This is a genomic window from Bradyrhizobium sp. SEMIA, from assembly GCF_014844175.1.
Classification (GTDB): domain Bacteria; phylum Pseudomonadota; class Alphaproteobacteria; order Rhizobiales; family Xanthobacteraceae; genus Bradyrhizobium; species Bradyrhizobium arachidis.
On sequence record NZ_CP046601.1, the window covers coordinates 8,180,244 to 8,197,813 of the forward strand.

Sequence of the window (17,570 nt, forward strand, 5' to 3'; positions counted from 1 at the left end):
GCAGCGCATCGACAAATGGCTGTGGCACGCGCGGGTGGTGAAGGCGCGCACCTCCGCGGCCGAGCTCGTCGAGTCCGGCCACGTCCGCGTCAACGGCGCCCGCGAGACATCGCCGGGCCATGCGATCAAGCTCGGTGATGTCCTTACCATCGCGCTCGATCGCACGGTGCGTGTGTTGAAAGTTACCGCCTTCAACGAACGCCGCGGCGATGCTGCCTCGGCCCGTGTGCTCTACGAGGAGCTGAGCGAAGGCAATCCAGGTTCTCGGGGCAATTAATTGCGCTTCGAATTCATTTCTTGGTCGATCAACCACATAAAGCCGTCATGATCGGGGCTTCCCGACCTTGCGGCGCCGGGCCATCCGCGCTACGCAAGCCGCGACTTTTAAGAGAGCTTTTCGGAGCGTTGGATGACTTACGTCGTCACTGAAAACTGCATCAAGTGCAAGTACACCGACTGCGTCGAGGTCTGCCCGGTCGATTGTTTCTACGAGGGTGACAACATGCTCGTCATCCATCCGGACGAGTGCATCGATTGCGGCGTGTGCGAGCCGGAATGCCCCGCCGACGCCATCAAGCCGGATACGGAACCGGGCCTGGAAAAGTGGCTCCAGGTCAACGCCGACTACGCCAAGAGCTGGCCGAACATCACCCAGAAGAAAGAATCACCCGCCGACGCCAAGGAATTCGACGGGATGGACGGCAAGTTCGAGAAATATTTTTCTCCGAACCCCGGTTCCGGAGACTGAATCGGGTCCAAACTTAACCCTAATACCTTCGTCGGCGCCGAAAACCAGTCACAAAAGCCCCTAAATCATTGATTTTTGCGGGAAATGTGCTATATTGGGCACATTGAGCCGAACCCCGTCAGCCCCGTTGGCCCCTCTGGGTTCCCGTGAAACCAAAATGTCGAACAGGGGCGTGGCAGTTTCCGCGCGCAGGCTGTGTCACAGAAAACGCGTAAAAAGAGTACTTCAGCGAGGGCTTCCCATAAGGAGGCCAAAAAAGTCGCCGCGGCCAGCCGTAGCGCATCCAAGGGTCGGACCGCGACGAAGGCGCCGGCTGCAAAGTCCTCGAAGAACAAAAGAAGCGCAATGCCTAACAAGTCTGCCAAACCGGCCGCGAAAGCGACCGTTGCCAAGCCTGCTGCTGCCAAGCCCGCTGCTGTTAAGGCTCACGCTGCCAAGCCCGCCGCGCCGAAGGCCCCCGTTGCAGCTGCGCCTGCCAAGGCTCCCGTCGCTGCTGCCGCCAAGCCGGCCGTGAAGCCCGCTGCTGCGCCGAAGGTCGAGGAAAAGAAGGTCGTGACCCAGCGTCAGGGCTTCAAGGCCAACGAATTCGTGGTCTATCCCGCTCACGGCGTCGGCCAGATCCTGGCCATCGAGGAGCAGGAGATCGCCGGCGCGAAGCTCGAGCTGTTCGTCATCAACTTCATCAAGGACAAGATGACGCTCCGCGTTCCGACCGCCAAGGTCGCCAACGTCGGCATGCGCAAGCTGTCCGAGCCCGCGCTGGTCAAGAAGGCGCTGGAGACGCTCAAGGGTCGCGCCCGCGTCAAGCGCACCATGTGGTCGCGCCGCGCCCAGGAATACGAAGCGAAGATCAATTCGGGCGACATCGTCGCGATCGCGGAAGTCGTGCGCGACCTCTACCGCTCGGAGTCGCAGCCGGAGCAGTCCTACAGCGAACGCCAGCTCTATGAAGCGGCGCTCGATCGTCTGTCCCGCGAGATCGCGGTGGTGCAGCACTCGACCGAGACCGAAGCGGTCAAGGAGATCGAGGCCCAGCTCGCGAAGAGCCCGCGCCGCACCAACGCCAAGGCGGAAGCTGCCGACGGCGAAGGCGAGAGCGATGCCGAGGGCGATGCCGACGATACGGATGGCGACGACACCACCGTCGCCGACGAGGCCGCGTAAGCCCACGTCGATCGCAAGAGATCAAAAGCCCGGCCGCTCGGCCGGGCTTTTTGTTTGAGAACGCGGTGGCGATCAGCTTTCGTGTGACCGTGGTCAGGCCGGGAAACGGTCGCCGAACATCGGCAGGCCGCTGCGCGATTGCGCCTGCGTTGCTTCGTCCTGGATGACGTCCCAATGCTCCGCGAGCATGCCATCCTCCAGCCGCACGATATCGGCAACGACCCATGCGGCCGGCGCGCCAATCCCGCTGAAGCGTCCATGGAGAATGACGAAATCGCCGCTCGCTGCCGCGACGTGGTTCTCGTAGCGCAACGTGGCGGGCAGACCCTTGACGAGGTCAAACAGCCCGTCGCGGCCCGGCGGGATATGAGCGCTGTGCTGGATATATTGCGCGGACCAGAGGCGCTCGGCCGCGGCGTAGTCGCGCTTGTTGAAGAGCGTGTCGAATGCGTCGAGGACGAATTTGACGCGGTGATCCTGGCCGGCCCCGCTCATGACTGTGCTCCTCCGTTACTTCCTGATCAGCGGAATCTGCAAATTGGTCGGCCGGTTCTGCTCGGTATCGAAGCCGCGGCCGTCGATATTGCGGGCGCCCCAGAACAGCAGGCTGCCACGGAGATAGACGAGGTCGTACTCCATGAAGTTCGTGCCTTGCTGGAGACCGAAGGGCGCGAATGTCTTGCCGAAGATGCTTTGGGGTGTATCGACCGTCCACGGCGCGTATCCGGCTGAGGCGACCTTGTTGAGGAGATCGGCAAACCCTATCGCCAGCGGCGTGACCTCGTAGGCTTCGTCGGCGACGAAGTCGACCTTTTGCGCACCGGGGGCGATCGGATGTGCGCCCCGCCACAGCATGTGCCCGCCGATCCTGATGCGGGCCAGCGGCACCGCCCCGAACGGATCGGCCGAGTTGACAATCTCGAGCTCGAACCGGTCGGACGGCTGATATTTGAAGGTGCGCTTGAGATAGAACGGCTTGAGTGAGCCGTCAGAATTCTTGGCCGCGCTCGGCCGCACTTCCGGTGCGATGCTCTCCCACTCGCCGAGCATCGCCTGCTTCAACCCTGCCACATCCGTTTCCATGCCGTTTGCCTTCGATTGATCGTTGGGGGATTGCGCGGCGGCTTCGCCAGCTCCCGCCAGCGCGAGGATCAGCAGCGCCGTTTGAATGCCTTTGAACATGCGGAGCTCGCTCCCGTACGGTGCCTGAGGCGCGTCCTGCCTGCGAGGCAGACCTCGCTGACGGTGGCTATACGGTCGGCTGGCTGTGCTGAAAAAGACTTTGTAAGCTGGGCCCATGCCCGATGAGCATGGGAGATCGCGATGGAGCTTCGGCATCTCCGATACTTCGTTGCCGTGGCCGACGCAGGCAGCCTGACTGTTGCGGCCGAGCAGAAGCTGCACACGTCACAGCCGTCGCTCAGCCGTCAGATCCGTGACCTCGAGCAGGAGGTCGGCGTTCCCTTGATGAGCCGCAGTGCCCAGGGCATCGCGCTGACGGCGGCGGGCAGGGCCTTTCTCGATCACGCCAGAATGGCGCTGCTGCAGGCGGACGCCGCAAAGGAAGCCGCGCTCCATGCCGCGCAACCGCCGAAGCCGGCTTTCTCGCTTGGCTTTCTGTCGGGCGCCGAGATCGACCTGCTGCCGGAGGTGGATCGCGTCTTGCGCGATGCATTTCCCGGCATCGACATCCGCCTGTCGAGCGACTACTCGCCTTCACTCGCCAGGGCACTGATGCGGCGAAAGCTCGATGCCGCCTTCATCCGGCCCGAAGAGAACATGGGGGATCTGGCCTGCCGGCGCGTGCGCACCGATCCGCTGGTCTTCGTCTTTCCCAGCGATCACCGGCTAGCTTCACAATCCGCAGTGGCGCCTGAGGAGATCAAGGGCGAGACCTTCTACCTGCCTTCCAAATCCGCGCCCGCGGTGCGCCGCATCGTGCTCGACTATCTTGGCCGGGCCGGTATCGACCTCAAGCCCGACCGCGAAGTGCACAACGTCGTCCACGCGATCTCGATGATTGCATCGACTCGCGGCGTCATGATGCTGCCGGCCTATACCAGGCGATATCTGCCCGAGACCATCACGACCCGGCCGGTGCGGGGAGAGGCGCCCACGCTCGACCTCGTTGTCGCCTATCACAAGGCGAACAAGTCTCCGATCCTGAAGCTGCTTCTCTCCAAGGTTGGCTCGCTCGCGGGGGCGGCGGGTTCGTGAAGCCGCAGGGACCCGCGACATATTCGGCGTCGTCCCGGGGCGCGCGAAGCGCGAGCCCGGGACGACGGCTCATTTCACCGGCCGCTTCTCGAGCTTTCTCGCCAATGTGCGCCGATGCATCCCCAATCGCCTGGCCGCTTCCGAGATATTGAAGTCCGTTTCGATCAGCGTCTGGTGGATGCGCTCCCATTCCAGCGTCTTGATCGAGGTCGGCCTCGTGTCGAGCGCGACTTCGGCGTTGCCTTCGGCCCTGTTGAAGGCGGCCTCGATGTCGTCGGTGTTGGACGGCTTGGCGAGATAGTGGCAGGCGCCGAGCTTGATCGCTTCGACGGCGGTAGAGATGCTGGCAAAGCCTGTCAGCACCACGATCAGCATCTCCGGATCGTGGGTGTGCAGTAGCTCGACGCAGGCGAGTCCGGAGGCACCGCCGAGCTTGAGGTCGACCACGGCATGGCCGAAGGAGCGCTCCTCCAGCACCTTGCGCACCTCTTCGATCGAGGCCGCCAGCACGACCTCGTAGCCGCGGCGCTCGAACGAGCGCTTCAGCGTGCGCGCGAAGCCGGCATCGTCCTCGACGACAATGAGCGAGCGGTCAGGTGTCAAACTTGTCTCCGATCGCGAGCGTTGCGAGCGGCAGCGTCAGGCGGACGGTGGCGCCGCGCTTCCTGTGGTTCTCGGCGGTCACGCTGCCGCCAAGCTTGCGCACGACGTTGACCACCAGGAACAGGCCGAGCCCGCCGCCGGCGCGGCCCTTGCTCGACTGATAGGGTTTTCCGAGCTGCGCCAGCATCTCCGGCGCGAAGCCCGGGCCGCGGTCGCTTATCGCCAGCACGAGATTGTCGCCCTCGCGCTCGGCCACGAGCTCGACCCAGTCGCGCGAGACCTCATAGGCGTTGTCGAGCACGTTGAAGATGACCTGTTTCAGCGCGATGTCGGAGACGATCGCGACATCCTCGCCGAAGGTGTTGACGAAATAGAGGGTGCGCGCCGAGCGCGCGTCGCGCCATTCTTCGACCAGCGCGGTGACGAACGCCGTTACCGTGGTCGGCGAGGAGCCTTCGCCGCGCGCTTCGCCGGCCGATACGAGGATGCCCGTGACGATGGTCTTGCAGCGCTGCAGCGAGGTTTCCATTTCCGAGAGATCCTCGGCGAGCTCCTGATCGGCGGCGAGATCCGGCATGCGGCGCCAGTCACTGAGGATGACCGAGAGCGAGGCCAGCGGCGTACCAAGCTCATGCGCGGCGCCGGAGGCGAGCAGCCCCATGCGCACGATGTGGTCCTGCTCGGCGGCATGCTGGCGCAGCGCCGCCAGATGCGCATCGCGTTGGCGCAGATTCCTGTTGATGCGGGTGACGAATACGACCAGCAGCACCGCATTGAGCACGAAGCCCAGCAGCATGCCGGCGACCGTGAGCGTATAGGTCTCGCTCAGCGGGTTCGGCGGCAGGTCGAGCGGGCGATAGGCGATCGTCAGCCAGACGAAGCTGGCGCAGGTCAGCGCGACCAGCGACCAGGTCGAGCGGGCATCGAGCAGCACCGCACCGAGCGTCACCTGAAGCAGGAACAGCGAGTGAAGGGATTGGTGGCCCCGCCGCTGAGGTAAAGCTGCGCGGTGAGCGCTGCGACGTCGAGCATCAAGGCGACAAGCAGCTCGTTGCTGGAGATCGCGGCGCGATGGCGCACCCAGATCAGGCTGGAGACATTGAGCAGCACCAGCGCGCCGATCACCGCGCCCATCCGCTCCAGGGGCAGGGGAATGCCGAGCCAGAAATGCACGCCGCCGATGGTCACGATCTGGCCGACCACCGCGGTCCAGCGCAGCTGGATCAGCAGCGCCATGTTCTTGCGGTTGGTCTCGTCGTCGGTCGGCGCAGCGCCGATCAACTCGCCGCGCGCGTCCGCCTGCGATTGCAGCGTGACGGCGCTACCCGCAAGCGTCTGCGTTCTTCCGTCGTCAGGCCTGTTCGACGATCGTTTCAGCATCTGATCCCGTCCTGCGGGCGGCGCATCGGGCCCGCCTTCCGGTTCGTGGACGAAGCGCGTGCGGCGGAACAGCCCGCCGCCGAATGTGACGAAAAGCTTGCCGGCCAGCATGAAAGCCAGGGAAAACCACGTCAGCGCGTAGATCAGGTGGTTATTGGGAAAGCGGATCACGGTCAATCCGCCGATCGGCCCGCCGGCGGTTTGTGATCCGGCGTCAGCATCGACGAAGAACGGCGCGGCGTGGGTGAGGCTGCGTGCCGCCGCAATCGCGGCGACATCGCGCGAATACCAGCGGTTGTGCTGGGGCACATTGTTCCGGAGGAATCCGCCTTTCGGCTCGGTCATGCGCAACAGGCCGGTGATCTCGACCTTGCCGTCGGGATTGCCGCTCTGGCGCGTCGATGCGTCGCGCCGCTCGGACGGCACGAAACCGCGGTTGATCAGGACCTGCGTGCCGTTATCGCGCTGAAGCGGCGTCAGCACCCAATAGCCGGGACCCTCCTCGGTGACGGCCTGAACCAGCGTCTCGCGATCGTGCAGGAAGCGACCGGCGAGGCGGACGTGCCTGTATTCGTCGTTCGCGGCGGTGACCGCAGGCCATGACGCTGGCGCGGGAATCGGCTCGGCCGGGGCATGGACGCGCTGCTCGACGCGGTCGATCAGCGCCAGCTTCCAGGCGCGGCGCTCGACCTGCCAGATGCCGAGCGCGATCAGAAGGACAATGGCGGTGAGCGAGAGGACCGTGAGCCACAAAGAGGGGCGCGCAGTCTTGCCGCGCGTCCCCTCTGCCTTGCCCGTCACGGTCCCGGTGTCGCTCACTTCATTCCCGTCATCTGGTGGATCGGCATCATGTTGCTGTTGAGGTGGTTCATCACCCACAGCGACCCGGACAGCGCGATCACCACCATGACGATGGTGAAGATCAGCGCCATCATGCTCCAGCCGTTCTCCGACGTCGTGTTCATGTGCAGGAAGTAGATCATGTGCACGACGATCTGCACGACCGCGAACGCCATGATGACCAGTGCGGTGATCTGCTTGCTCGGCAGTGCCCCGCTCATCACCAGCCAGAACGGGATCGCGGTCAGCACGACCGAGAGCACGAAGCCGAGCATATAAGTCGAGAACGTGCCGTGGGCGTGGCTATCGCCGTGGTGATGGTCGTGCGCGCCGGCTGCGTGGGTATCGGTGTTCATCGCAGGACTCCCAGGAGATAGACGAAGGTGAAGACGCCGATCCAGACCACGTCGAGGAAGTGCCAGAACATCGACAGGCACATCAGGCGGCGGCGGTTGGCCTCGATCAGGCCGAACTTCCAGACCTGCACCATCAGCGTCACCAGCCAGATCAGGCCGCAGGAGACGTGCAGGCCGTGGGTGCCGACCAGGGTGAAGAAGGCGGACAGGAAGGCGCTGCGCTGAGGGGTAGCGCCTTCGTGGATCATGTGGGCGAACTCGGTGAGCTCGATGCCGATGAAGGCGAGACCGAACAGGCCGGTGATCGCCAGCCACATCTGGGTCTGGGCGACCTTGTTCTGCTGCATCGTCAGCATGGCAAAGCCGTAGGTGATCGACGACAGCAACAGCATCGAGGTGTTCACCGCGACCAGGTTGAGGTCGAACAGGTCTTTCGGCGCGGGGCCGGCGGCGTAGTTGCCGCCGAGCACGCCGAAGGTGGCGAACAGGATCGCGAAGATGAGGCAGTCGCTCATCAGGTAGATCCAGAAGCCGAGCGAGGTGCTGTAGCCTTCCGGATGCGGGTGTTCGTCGGCGAGGTAGAACATCGGCTCGCCGGTTTGGGTGGGATTGACAGCGATCGTCATTTACTTGGCTCCGGCGAGCAGTTTGGTGCGCGCGTCTTCGGTCCGGATGACGTCTTCAGCCGGAATGTCGAAGTCGCGGTGATAGTTGAAGGTGTGGCCGATGCCGACGGCGAGCATCGCGATGAAGCTCACGGCCGCCAGCCACCAGATGTACCAGATCAGGCCGAAGCCCATTGCGGTGGCGAGGCCGGCGAGGATGATGCCGGTGCCGGTGCTGCTCGGCATGTGGATCGGCTTGAACCCGGTGAGCGGACGCTGGTAGCCGCGCTTCTTCATGTCCCACCACGCGTCATTGTCGTGAACGACGGGGGTGAAGGCGAAGTTGTAGTCCGGCGGCGGCGAGGAGGTCGCCCATTCCAGCGTACGCGCGTCCCAGGGATCGCCGGTGACGTCCTTGAGCTGCTCGCGCTTGAGGAAGGAGACCGCGAACTGCATCAGCATGCACATGATGCCGAGGAAGACGAGGCCGGCGCCGATCGCGGCGACGACGAACCAGATCTGCAGGGACGGATCGTCGAACACGCGCAGGCGGCGGGTCACGCCCATCAGGCCGAGCACATAGAGCGGCATGAAGGCGAGATAGAAGCCGGTGACCCAGAACCAGAACGACAGCTTGCCCCAGAACGGATCGAGCTTGAAGCCGAACGCTTTCGGGAACCAGTAGTTGATGCCGGCGAACGCGCCGAACACCACGCCGCCGATGATCACGTTGTGGAAATGCGCGATCAGGAACAGGCTGTTGTGCAGCACGAAGTCGGCCGGCGGCACCGCGAGCAGCACGCCGGTCATGCCGCCGAGCACGAAGGTCAGCATGAAGGCGATCGTCCACAGCATCGGCAGCTCGTAGCGGATGCGGCCGCGATACATCGTGAACAGCCAGTTGAACATCTTCGCGCCCGTCGGGATCGAGATGATCATCGTGGTGATGCCGAAGAACGAGTTGACGCTGGCGCCTGAGCCCATCGTGAAGAAGTGGTGCAGCCAGACCAGGTACGACAGGATGGTGATGACGACCGTGGCGTAGACCATCGAGGTGTAGCCGAACAGGCGCTTGCCGGAGAAGGTCGAGGTCACCTCGGAGAAGATGCCGAAGGCGGGGAGAACCAGGATGTAGACCTCGGGATGACCCCAGATCCAGATCAGGTTCACGTACATCATGGCGCTGCCGCCGAAATCGTTCGTGAAGAAGTTGGTGCCGACGTAGCGGTCGAGCGAGAGCAACGCGAGCACGACGGTCAGGACGGGGAAGGAGGCGACGATCAGGACGTTGGTGCAGAGCGAGGTCCAGGTGAACACCGGCATCTTCATCATGGTCATGCCGGGGCAGCGCAGCTTGACGATGGTGCAGATCAGGTTGATGCCCGATAACGTCGTGCCGACGCCGGCGACCTGTAGCGCCCAGATGTAATAGTCGACGCCGACGTCAGGACTGTAGCCGATGTTGGACAGCGGCGGATAAGCCAGCCAGCCGGTACGGGCGAACTCGCCGATGAACAGCGATGCCATCACCAGCACCGCGCCGCCGACCGTCATCCAGAAGCTGAAATTGTTCAGGAACGGGAACGACACGTCACGCGCGCCGATCTGGAGCGGCACGACGTAGTTCATCAGGCCAGTGACCAGCGGCATCGCCACGAAGAAGATCATGATCACGCCGTGGGCGGTGAAGACCTGGTCGTAGTGATGGGCGGGGAGGAAGCCTTCGGAGCCGCCGAACGCGAGCGCCTGCTGCGCACGCATCATGAGGGCGTCGGCGAAGCCGCGCAGCAGCATCACGATGCCGAGGATCATGTACATGATGCCGATGCGCTTGTGGTCGACCGTGGTGAACCATTCGCGCCAGAGATAGCCCCAGAGGCGGAAATAGGTCACGCCGGCAAACAGCGTGATGCCGCCGAGCGCGACCACTGCGAAGGTGCCAACCAGGATCGGCTCGTGGAACGGCAGCGAATCGATGCCGAGTCGGCCGAAGATGAGCTTGAGAAGATCAGGAGACATGCTGGATCTCTTTAGGAGTCTGACTTCGGACGCTGTCCGAGGAAGAAGGACGAGGACTTCAGCGGCGCGAAGATCGGCCGCTTCAGGCCGGCGCCAAGCAGCGGCGCGGTGTCGAGGGGGGCCTTGATCGACGCGGTGCTCTGGCCCTGCGGCGCTTCCGGCGTGCAGGTGCCGGCGACGAAGGTCGGCTCGGGTCCGAACGGCGTGCCGCGGCGGGCGTACTTGTCGTAGGTGAGCGGCAGGGTGTTGTTCAGGCCCTCATGGCCGTTGCCGCCCTTGGCGTCGATCGCCATCATCTCGCTCTGGCACATCTTGCCGGTCTCGACGCACATGTTGAGGATCAGGCGATAGAGATCGGCATCGACGGTGCCGTAGCGGCGCACCGGCTCGTTCTCGCTGGGCTTCTCGAGCTGAAGATATTCAGCGCGGCCGAGCGAGCCGCCGGCCGATTTGGCCTGCGCGACCCAGGCATCGAAGCCCTTGTCGTCGAGGCCCTGGAAGTTGAAGTGCATGCCGGAGAATCCGGCGCCGCTGTAGTTCGCCGAAAAGCCCTTGTAGGTGCCGGCGTGGTTCACCACGGCGTGGAGCTTGGTCTCCATGCCCGGCATCGCGTAGATCTGGCCGGCGAGCGCGGGGATGTAGAACGAGTTCATCACCGAGGAGGCGGTGATGCGGAAGTTGATCGGACGATCGACCGGCGCGGCCAGATCGTTGACGGTGGCGATGCCATAGTCCGGATAGATGAAGAGCCACTTCCAATCGAGCGCGACGACGTCGACCTCGAGCGGAGCCTTGGACTGGTCGATGGCCTGCTCCGCCTTGATGCGGCCGAGCGTGCGATAGGGGTCGAGCAGATGCGTGCCCATCCAGGTCAGCGCGCCAAGGCAAACGATGATCAGAAGTGGCGCCGACCAGATCACCAGCTCGAGCTTGGTCGAGTGGTCCCATTCCGGCTCGTAGCGGGCCGAGGCGTTGGACTGGCGGTAGCGCCAGGCGAAAAGCACCGTCAGCGCCATCACGGGGACGACGATCAGGAGCATCAGGACGGTGGAGATGATGACGAGGTCGCGCTGCTGGGCAGCGATGTCGCCGGCTGGCGCCAGCACGACGTAGTTGCAGCCGCTGAGCGCGACTGCCAGGGGTAGTAGCGCCAGGATCTTGAGACGAGACACGGGCCGAGCCTTTGAGAATGAGTTTCCTTTGCGGGGCCAACGGGTAGCTGCGGCGCAACAATCCGGACATTGGACAATTTGTCCAATGTTGCAGTGCGGGATGTTGGGTCAGACAGGTCCAGATTGCCTGGCGTTCGCCGGGCGGTCGGCTTTGGTTTTCAGGACGTTAAGGGCGCACGAATGGCGACGGCACAGACCCCCGCAATGGCAGACCTCCACTCGGGCGAGCACGGCCACGACCAGGCCAGTCCCGGCGAGATCGCCATCGGCGTCATCATCGGCCGCACCTCGGAATTCTTCGACTTCTTCGTGTTCGCGATCGCCTCGGTGATCGTGTTCCCGCGCCTGGTCTTCCCGTTCACGAGCGAGCTGACCGGCACGCTCTATTCCTTCATGATCTTCGCGCTGGCCTTCATGGCCCGGCCGATCGGCACCGTGATTTTCATGACCGTCGATCGCAGCTACGGCAAAACCGCCAAGCTGGTCTCGGCGCTGTTCCTGCTCGGCACCGCCACCGTCGCGCTCGCGTTCCTGCCCGGCTATCACGACATCGGCGTCGCCGCGATCTGGCTGCTGGCACTGGCGCGCATCGCGCAGGGTCTGGCCTGGGGCGGCGCCTGGGACGGCATGGCTTCGCTGCTGGCGCTGAACGCGCCGCCCTCCAAGCGCGGCTGGTACGCGATGGTGCCGCAGCTCGGCGCCCCGCTCGGGCTGATCGTGGCGAGCGCGCTGTTCGCCTATTTCGCGGGCAACCTGTCGGCCGACGATTTCTTCGACTGGGGCTGGCGCTATCCGTTCTTCGTCGCCTTCGCCATCAACGTCGTGGCGCTGTTCGCCCGCCTGCGCATGGTGACGACCGAGGAATACGCCTCGCTGTTCGAGACCCGCGAGCTCCAGCCCTCGCGAATCTCCGAGACGGTCGCGCGCGAAGGCCAGAACATCATGCTCGGCGCCTTCGCGCCGCTGGCGAGCTTCGCACTGTTCCACATGGTCACGGTGTTTCCGCTGTCCTGGGTGTTCCTGTTCACCCGCGAGAGCCCGGTGCGCTTCCTGATCATCGAGATCGTCGCCGCCGTGTTCGGCGTCGCCGCGATCGTGGCCTCGGGCGTGATCGCCGACCGCGTCGGACGCAAATCGCTGCTGATGGGATCGGCGATCGCGATCGCGATCTACAGCGGTTTTGCTCCGCAGCTGCTCGACGCCGGCGCGTTCGGCGAGACCATCTACATGGTGATCGGCTTCATCCTGCTCGGCCTGTCGTTCGGCCAATCCTCGGGCGCGATCGCCTCGAATTTCAGGCAGGCCTATCGCTACACCGCCTCGGCGCTGACCTCCGACATGGCCTGGCTGTTCGGCGCCGGCTTCGCGCCGCTGGTCGCGCTGCTGCTCGCCACCAATCTCGGCGTCATCGCCTCGGGTGCGTATCTGCTGTCAGGCGCGTTCTGGACCTTGCTTGCGCTCTGGCTCAGCGGCCAGCGCGAGGCCGGCGATATGGACGCGGGCTCCAGCTCGTAAGCTCGAGCCTGGTGGGGTGGGCAAAGGCGCGCAGCGCCGTGCCCACCACCTCTCAATGATTGCGCGCAAGAATGGTGGGCACGCTTCGCTTTGCCCACCCTACGGCAGCGAGATTTGTAGCTCGAGATCCCCGGTCTGCGCTTAGCGCGCGTCAATCCGCCACGATCTTCACGCGGTCGCGCACCTTCACCTGCGCGGTGCGATCGAGCCCGTTCAGCACGCGGAACCGCTCGGCGGGATGATCGACGCCGGCCATGCGGTGGGACAGCGATTCCACGGTGTCGCCCGGCTGCACCGTGATGACCTTGATGCGCAGCGGACGCGCGGCCTGGATCTCGTCGAGCGTCAGGCGGCGGAATGAGTTGACGGTCTCGCGGGCGTTGCGCTCGCTCTCGGTCGATTTCTGCCGGGCCGCGAAGATGAAGCGGTAGACGTCGCTGCCGAACCGCAGCGCGTAGACCTTGAACTGCCACTGGTCGCCCTTGGCGGTGACGGAGGCGGCCGGAAAACCGTTAATCGTGATGTCCTCGGTCGAAGCCTTCTCGACGCCCTCCATCCAGCCCGAATTGAGGTAATCGCCGAGCGACTGCTCGGCCGGCACACGCACGACGTCGAAGCGCATCGCCTGCGAGCCGCCGTCGCGCACGCCGATCACCGCCTGCGCGGTGTTGTCGAGCGTGAAATTGTCAGGCGCCTGGAAGGTGAAGCCGAGTTTCGGATGCAGGAATCTGCGGCCGCGGACGAAACCTTCGCTGGGATCTTCGCCATAAACGAGGTTGTCGATGGCGGCGAGATAGCTCTCGCGGTCGCGCTCAGCGCCCTCGGGCGCAGAATATTGCCGCGCGATGGTCTGCGCATTCTGCACGCGCTCCGGCGTTGCCGGATGCGACGAGGTGAAATCCTGCGCGCGCGGATCGAGCGAGGTCTTGCCGGCCTTCAGCTCGGCATTGCGCTCCATCGCCGAGAGGAAGCGTGCCGCACCATAGGGGTCGAAATGCGCCTTGGCGGAAATGCCGACGCCGATGCCGTCGGCCTCGAACTCCTGATTGCGCGAGAAGCTCGCCATGGTGAGCTTGGTTTTGGCGAGCGCGAGCGCGGTGAGATCGGGATCGTTGCTCATGTCGGTGACGACGCGGGTGACGATCGCGGCCTGGCGCGCCTGGTCCTCGCGCATCGCGGCGTGCTTGGACAGCACATGCGCCATCTCGTGGCTGAGCACGGAGGACAATTCCGAGGTGTCGCTCGCGAGCGCAAGCAGGCCGCGCGTGACATAGAGCTGGCCATTCGGCAGCGCGAACGCGTTCACCGCGCCGGAATTGAGGATGGTGACCTTGTAGCCCTGGTCGGGGCGGTCGGACGCCGCGACCAGCCGGTCGACGGTCTTGCTGACGAGCGATTCGAGCCTGGGGTCGTCATAGGTGCCGCCATAGCTCGCCAGGATGCGCTCGTGCTCCTTTTCGGTGGCGGGGGTCTGCGCGACGGCCGGCTTCGGCTTGGGTAGCGCAACGGTCGGCGGGGCGGCCGCGGTCTGGAACCGGTTCATGTCGCCGCAACCGGCGAGAAGGCCGCCCAGCGCAAGGCAAAGCGCGGCCGGCGCAGCCCGCAGGCGGCGGCAATCACCTCGTCCGTGCCGTTCTAGCACCCCATTCACGTCGATTAACCCGTGCCCGGCCGTTAAGGCCTTACCCCAGTAGGCTCGTTTGCGCCCAGCAATTCAACCTGTCCCAAGAGACGCACGTCGATACGCGGCCCCGTCGTTCCCTCAATCCAGCCCCGGACTCGAATCCGTTTATTCTCCAGGGACTTAAGGGCGATCCCCGCGCCCTCGAAGGTCGGTAACGCGCGCTTTGAAATAGTCACGGCAAAGCCGCGTGTCCAGTTCCGTCCGAAGTTGAGGTAGGTCGTTGCCCCAGCTTGCCGGACCGACAGGACTTTGCCCTCGACCACCATAAAGCGCCCGATCCTGGCCAAAATATCGTCCGAACTTTCCGCGTTTTTTATGGCCGACGGGTCAGCCCAACTGCCCATTTTTTGGCGCCGGGCCTCGGCCTCCGACGCCATCAGGGCCGCGGCGCAGTCCTTGTCCGTGATCTCGGCGGAGACGATGGCGTCGCCCTGGGCAAGCAACATGGCCTGCACGGAGATGTCGTTTTCGCCGATGAACATGAGTGCGCCCTGCCGGCCGTAGCGGTCGGGCGTGTCGTCATTGCCGCGCAGGACCACGTCGCGGCCGGCGAGCAGCGATGTCAGCGCCTGCTTGGTCTTCGCCGTCGCCTCGATTCCGGAGAGGCGGACCTCGCGTCCGTCGTCAAGACGCACGCTGCGCACATCGGTAATCGCGGCGACGCGGCCCTCGCCCAGCGTATCGAATTGGCACGGCGCGGCGAGCGCCGTGTCACCCGCGACGAGAAAAAATGCGACGATGGGATGAAGCAGTCGCGTCACGTGACCCGGAGAGGTTGCGTTACGCGATCATCTTAACTCAAACGTAGCGAACGACGAAGGGGCACTCGTAGGGTGGGCAAAGCGAAGCGTGCCCACGTCTGTGGTTCGTGGCGCCGGCTCGTGGGCACGGCGCGAAGAGTGCGCCTTTGCCCACCCTACGGCAGTTCGCGTGATGCTACGTCATGGCCTCACGCATCGCCTTGCTTCGCTCGCAATGACAACGCGGAAACATCTTGCGTCTTCCAGCCATTCCGCTTTGCGGAAAACATGGGTGGCAATCATGCGCGCGCAACGTCCCCGCGCTTGCTGCGCTGTCGCGCATGCGGCATGATCGCGACAACAGCAAATAACCAAGCCGCCATAAGAGCAACGGCGCGATAACGGGAGGTCATTTTCCATGAAGCATATTTTGTCCGGCATTTTTGCCGCCGCGTTTGCCCTGAGCGCGAGCGCCGCCGCGCAAGCCCAGGACAAGCCGCCGCTGAAGATCGGCGGCATCCTCGACATGTCGAGCCTCTATGCCGACATCACCGGCCCCGGCAGCGAGACCGCGGCCAAGATGGCGGTGGAGGATTTCGGCGGCGAGGTGCTGGGACGCAAGATCCAGGTGCTCGCCGCCGACCATCTCAACAAGGCCGACCTGTCCGCCAACATCGCGCGCGACATGATCGACAATCAGGGTGTCGAGATGATCTACGACGTCGCGGCCTCCGCGACCGCGCTTGCCGCGGGCGAGATCGCGAAAGCGCGCAACAAGATCATCATGTTCAACGGCCCGGGCTCGATCCGTCTCACCAACGAGGCCTGCGGTCCCTACACCATCCATTACGTGTTCGACACGTTCGGCCAGGCCAACGTCACCGGCCTCGCGGCCGTGAAGTCGGGCCTCGACACCTGGTTCTTCCTCACCGCCGACTATGCCTTCGGTCAGGATCTGGAGAAGGACACCAGCGCCGTCGTGACCAAGACCGGCGGCAAGGTGCTCGGCAGCGTGCGCCATCCGCTCAACACGTCGGACTTCTCGTCGTTCCTGCTCCAGGCGCAGTCCTCCAAGGCCAAGGTGATCGGCCTCGCCAATGCCGGTGGCGACACCGTGAACGCGATCAAGCAGGCCGCCGAGTTCGGCATCACCAAGGGTGGTCAGAAACTGTCGCCGCTGCTCGCTTTCGTCACCGACATCGATTCGATCGGGCTCGAGACCGCACAGGGCCTGCTGCTGGCCGAGGCCTTCTACTGGGACATGAACGACGAGACGCGCGCTTTCTCGAAGCGCTTTCAAGAGCGCGTTAAGCGGCCGCCGACCTCGGCACAGGCCGGCGTCTATTCCTCCGTCACGCACTATCTGAAGGCGGTGAAGGCGGCGGGTACGACCGACGCCGCCGCGGTCATGAAGGTGATGAAGGAGACGCCGATCAACGACTTCTTCGCTCATAACGGCAAGATCCGCGAGGACGGCCGCATGGTCCACGACATGTACCTGTTCGAGGTGAAGAAGCCGTCGGAATCCAAGGGCCGCTGGGACGATTACAAGCTACTCGCCACCGTGCCCGGCAGCGAAGCGTTCCAGTCGCTGGAGCAGTCGCGCTGCCCGCTGGTGAAGAAGTGACGCGAAGCGTCATCCCGGGGCGCGCGTAAGCGCGAACCCGGGATCTCGAGGTTCTACTCGCTTCGCGAGCCCCGGAACGACGCTCAAAACAACAACAAGGGAGGCCTCCCATGAACGACATGGTCCTGCAAAAGCTCGAAGGCGGGCTGCTCACCATCACCATGAATCGCCCGGAGCGGAAGAACGCGCTCAATCCCGAAATGGTGGCCGGCCTCGTCGAGGCGGCGCGGCGCGCGGCTGACGATCCCGAGGTGCGCGCGGTGCTGTTCAAGGGCGCGGGCGGCTCGTTCTGTGTCGGCGGCGACGTCAAGTCGATGGCGGCCGGCCGCGCGCCGCTGCCGTTCGAGCAGAAGCTTGCGAACCTGCGCCGCGGCATGGAAGTCTCGCGCATCCTGCACCAGATGCCGAAGCCCGTGGTGGCGCAGCTCGACGGCGCCGCGGCCGGCGCCGGCCTGTCGATGGCGTTGTCCTGCGACCTGCGCATCGCCAGCGAGTCCTGCAAGATCACGACCGCCTTCGCAAAAGTTGGCTTCTCCGGCGATTACGGCGGCACCTATTTCCTGACCCGGCTGCTCGGCAGCGCGCGGGCGCGCGAGCTCTATCTGATGTCGCCGGTTCTCACCGCGAAGGAAGCGCACGCGATCGGCATGGTGACGAAGGTCGTGCCCGATGCCGAGATCGATACCGCCGCGCACGAGCTCGCGCGGTCGCTGGCGCAGGGTCCCTCGATCGCGCTCGGCTTCATCAAGCGCAACATCAACAATGCCGAGCATCTGGCGCTGGAAGATTGCTTCGATGGCGAGGCGATCCACCACACCCGCTGCGGCGACACCGAGGACCACAAGGAGGCCGCAAAGGCCTTCGTCGAGAAGCGCAAGCCGACCTTCAAGGGCGCATGAC

At 64.5% G+C, this 17,570-nt stretch carries 16 protein-coding genes and 2 pseudogenes; 7 read left to right on the top strand and 11 right to left on the bottom strand.

Annotation, left to right across the window (positions count from 1 at the left end; all coding sequences use genetic code 11):
• Positions 1–7: 7 nt before the first annotated feature.
• From FOM02_RS39230 to FOM02_RS39240, 3 genes are all read left to right on the top strand, one after another.
• A complete protein-coding gene (locus FOM02_RS39230) occupies positions 8–277 on the top strand; it encodes an RNA-binding S4 domain-containing protein (RefSeq protein WP_084335135.1) in 270 nt (89 codons plus the stop codon).
• A gap of 132 nt (positions 278–409) precedes the next feature.
• Positions 410–748 carry a ferredoxin FdxA gene (gene fdxA, locus FOM02_RS39235; RefSeq protein ID WP_025033361.1) on the top strand — a complete coding sequence of 113 codons (339 nt, stop codon included), beginning with the start codon at positions 410–412 and terminating at the stop codon, positions 746–748.
• 345 nt (positions 749–1,093) lie between these two features.
• Positions 1,094–1,912 (top strand): CarD family transcriptional regulator, encoded by an 819-nt coding sequence (locus FOM02_RS39240; RefSeq protein ID WP_084335133.1) that lies wholly within the window; start codon positions 1,094–1,096, stop codon positions 1,910–1,912.
• A gap of 93 nt (positions 1,913–2,005) precedes the next feature.
• Here the strand turns inward: FOM02_RS39240 and FOM02_RS39245 are convergent, their stop codons facing one another.
• Entirely contained in the window at positions 2,006–2,407 is a 402-nt protein-coding gene (locus tag FOM02_RS39245) for a nuclear transport factor 2 family protein (protein ID WP_027565019.1), read from the bottom strand.
• A 15-nt stretch (positions 2,408–2,422) separates the two neighbouring features.
• Entirely contained in the window at positions 2,423–3,094 is a 672-nt protein-coding gene (locus tag FOM02_RS39250) for a hypothetical protein (protein ID WP_027565018.1), read from the bottom strand.
• A 141-nt stretch (positions 3,095–3,235) separates the two neighbouring features.
• Here FOM02_RS39250 and FOM02_RS39255 point away from each other — a divergent pair, with 141 nt between their 5' ends.
• Positions 3,236–4,129 (top strand): LysR substrate-binding domain-containing protein, encoded by an 894-nt coding sequence (locus tag FOM02_RS39255; protein WP_027565017.1) that lies wholly within the window; start codon positions 3,236–3,238, stop codon positions 4,127–4,129.
• 69 nt (positions 4,130–4,198) lie between these two features.
• On the opposite strand, the gene FOM02_RS39260 is transcribed toward FOM02_RS39255, so the two are convergent.
• The 7 genes and pseudogenes from FOM02_RS39260 to cyoA all read right to left on the bottom strand — a co-directional run bounded on the left by FOM02_RS39260 (position 4,199) and on the right by cyoA (position 11,104).
• Positions 4,199–4,732: a response regulator transcription factor gene (locus tag FOM02_RS39260; RefSeq protein WP_027565016.1), complete on the bottom strand. Its 534-nt coding sequence runs from the start codon at positions 4,730–4,732 to the stop codon at positions 4,199–4,201.
• Positions 4,722–6,112: pseudogene (locus FOM02_RS39265) on the bottom strand (ATP-binding protein). The gene FOM02_RS39260 and the pseudogene FOM02_RS39265 overlap by 11 nt, the downstream one beginning before the upstream one ends.
• Positions 6,084–6,931 (bottom strand): annotated as a pseudogene (locus tag FOM02_RS39270) (SURF1 family protein). The pseudogenes FOM02_RS39265 and FOM02_RS39270 overlap by 29 nt, the downstream one beginning before the upstream one ends.
• On the bottom strand, positions 6,928–7,308 hold the full coding sequence (gene cyoD, locus FOM02_RS39275) for a cytochrome o ubiquinol oxidase subunit IV (protein ID WP_027565014.1): 381 nt from the start codon (positions 7,306–7,308) through the stop codon (positions 6,928–6,930). The pseudogene FOM02_RS39270 and the gene cyoD overlap by 4 nt, the downstream one beginning before the upstream one ends.
• Positions 7,305–7,934, bottom strand: a complete 630-nt coding sequence (gene cyoC / locus FOM02_RS39280; RefSeq protein ID WP_027565013.1) for a cytochrome o ubiquinol oxidase subunit III — start codon at positions 7,932–7,934, stop codon at positions 7,305–7,307. Before cyoC ends, cyoD begins: the two co-directional genes overlap by 4 nt.
• Positions 7,935–9,932 carry a cytochrome o ubiquinol oxidase subunit I gene (gene cyoB / locus FOM02_RS39285; protein WP_027565012.1) on the bottom strand — a complete coding sequence of 666 codons (1,998 nt, stop codon included), beginning with the start codon at positions 9,930–9,932 and terminating at the stop codon, positions 7,935–7,937.
• Between the two features lie 11 nt (positions 9,933–9,943).
• Positions 9,944–11,104, bottom strand: coding sequence for a ubiquinol oxidase subunit II (gene cyoA, locus FOM02_RS39290; RefSeq protein WP_027565011.1), 1,161 nt, complete (start codon positions 11,102–11,104; stop codon positions 9,944–9,946).
• Between the two features lie 180 nt (positions 11,105–11,284).
• On the opposite strand from cyoA, the gene FOM02_RS39295 reads away from it, so the two are divergent.
• Positions 11,285–12,619, top strand: coding sequence for an MFS transporter (locus FOM02_RS39295; protein ID WP_027565010.1), 1,335 nt, complete (start codon positions 11,285–11,287; stop codon positions 12,617–12,619).
• Positions 12,620–12,770: 151 nt separating this feature from the next.
• Here the strand turns inward: FOM02_RS39295 and FOM02_RS39300 are convergent, their stop codons facing one another.
• Both FOM02_RS39300 and FOM02_RS39305 read right to left on the bottom strand, forming a co-directional pair.
• Positions 12,771–14,162 (bottom strand): M48 family metalloprotease, encoded by a 1,392-nt coding sequence (locus FOM02_RS39300; protein ID WP_028146479.1) that lies wholly within the window; start codon positions 14,160–14,162, stop codon positions 12,771–12,773.
• Between the two features lie 131 nt (positions 14,163–14,293).
• A complete protein-coding gene (locus FOM02_RS39305; protein WP_084335131.1) occupies positions 14,294–15,064 on the bottom strand; it encodes a thermonuclease family protein in 771 nt (256 codons plus the stop codon).
• 397 nt (positions 15,065–15,461) lie between these two features.
• Here FOM02_RS39305 and FOM02_RS39310 point away from each other — a divergent pair, with 397 nt between their 5' ends.
• Both FOM02_RS39310 and FOM02_RS39315 read left to right on the top strand, forming a co-directional pair.
• Positions 15,462–16,670 (top strand): ABC transporter substrate-binding protein, encoded by a 1,209-nt coding sequence (locus FOM02_RS39310; RefSeq protein WP_027565008.1) that lies wholly within the window; start codon positions 15,462–15,464, stop codon positions 16,668–16,670.
• A 110-nt stretch (positions 16,671–16,780) separates the two neighbouring features.
• Positions 16,781–17,569: an enoyl-CoA hydratase gene (locus FOM02_RS39315; RefSeq protein ID WP_265441000.1), complete on the top strand. Its 789-nt coding sequence runs from the start codon at positions 16,781–16,783 to the stop codon at positions 17,567–17,569.
• Position 17,570 lies beyond the last annotated feature (1 nt).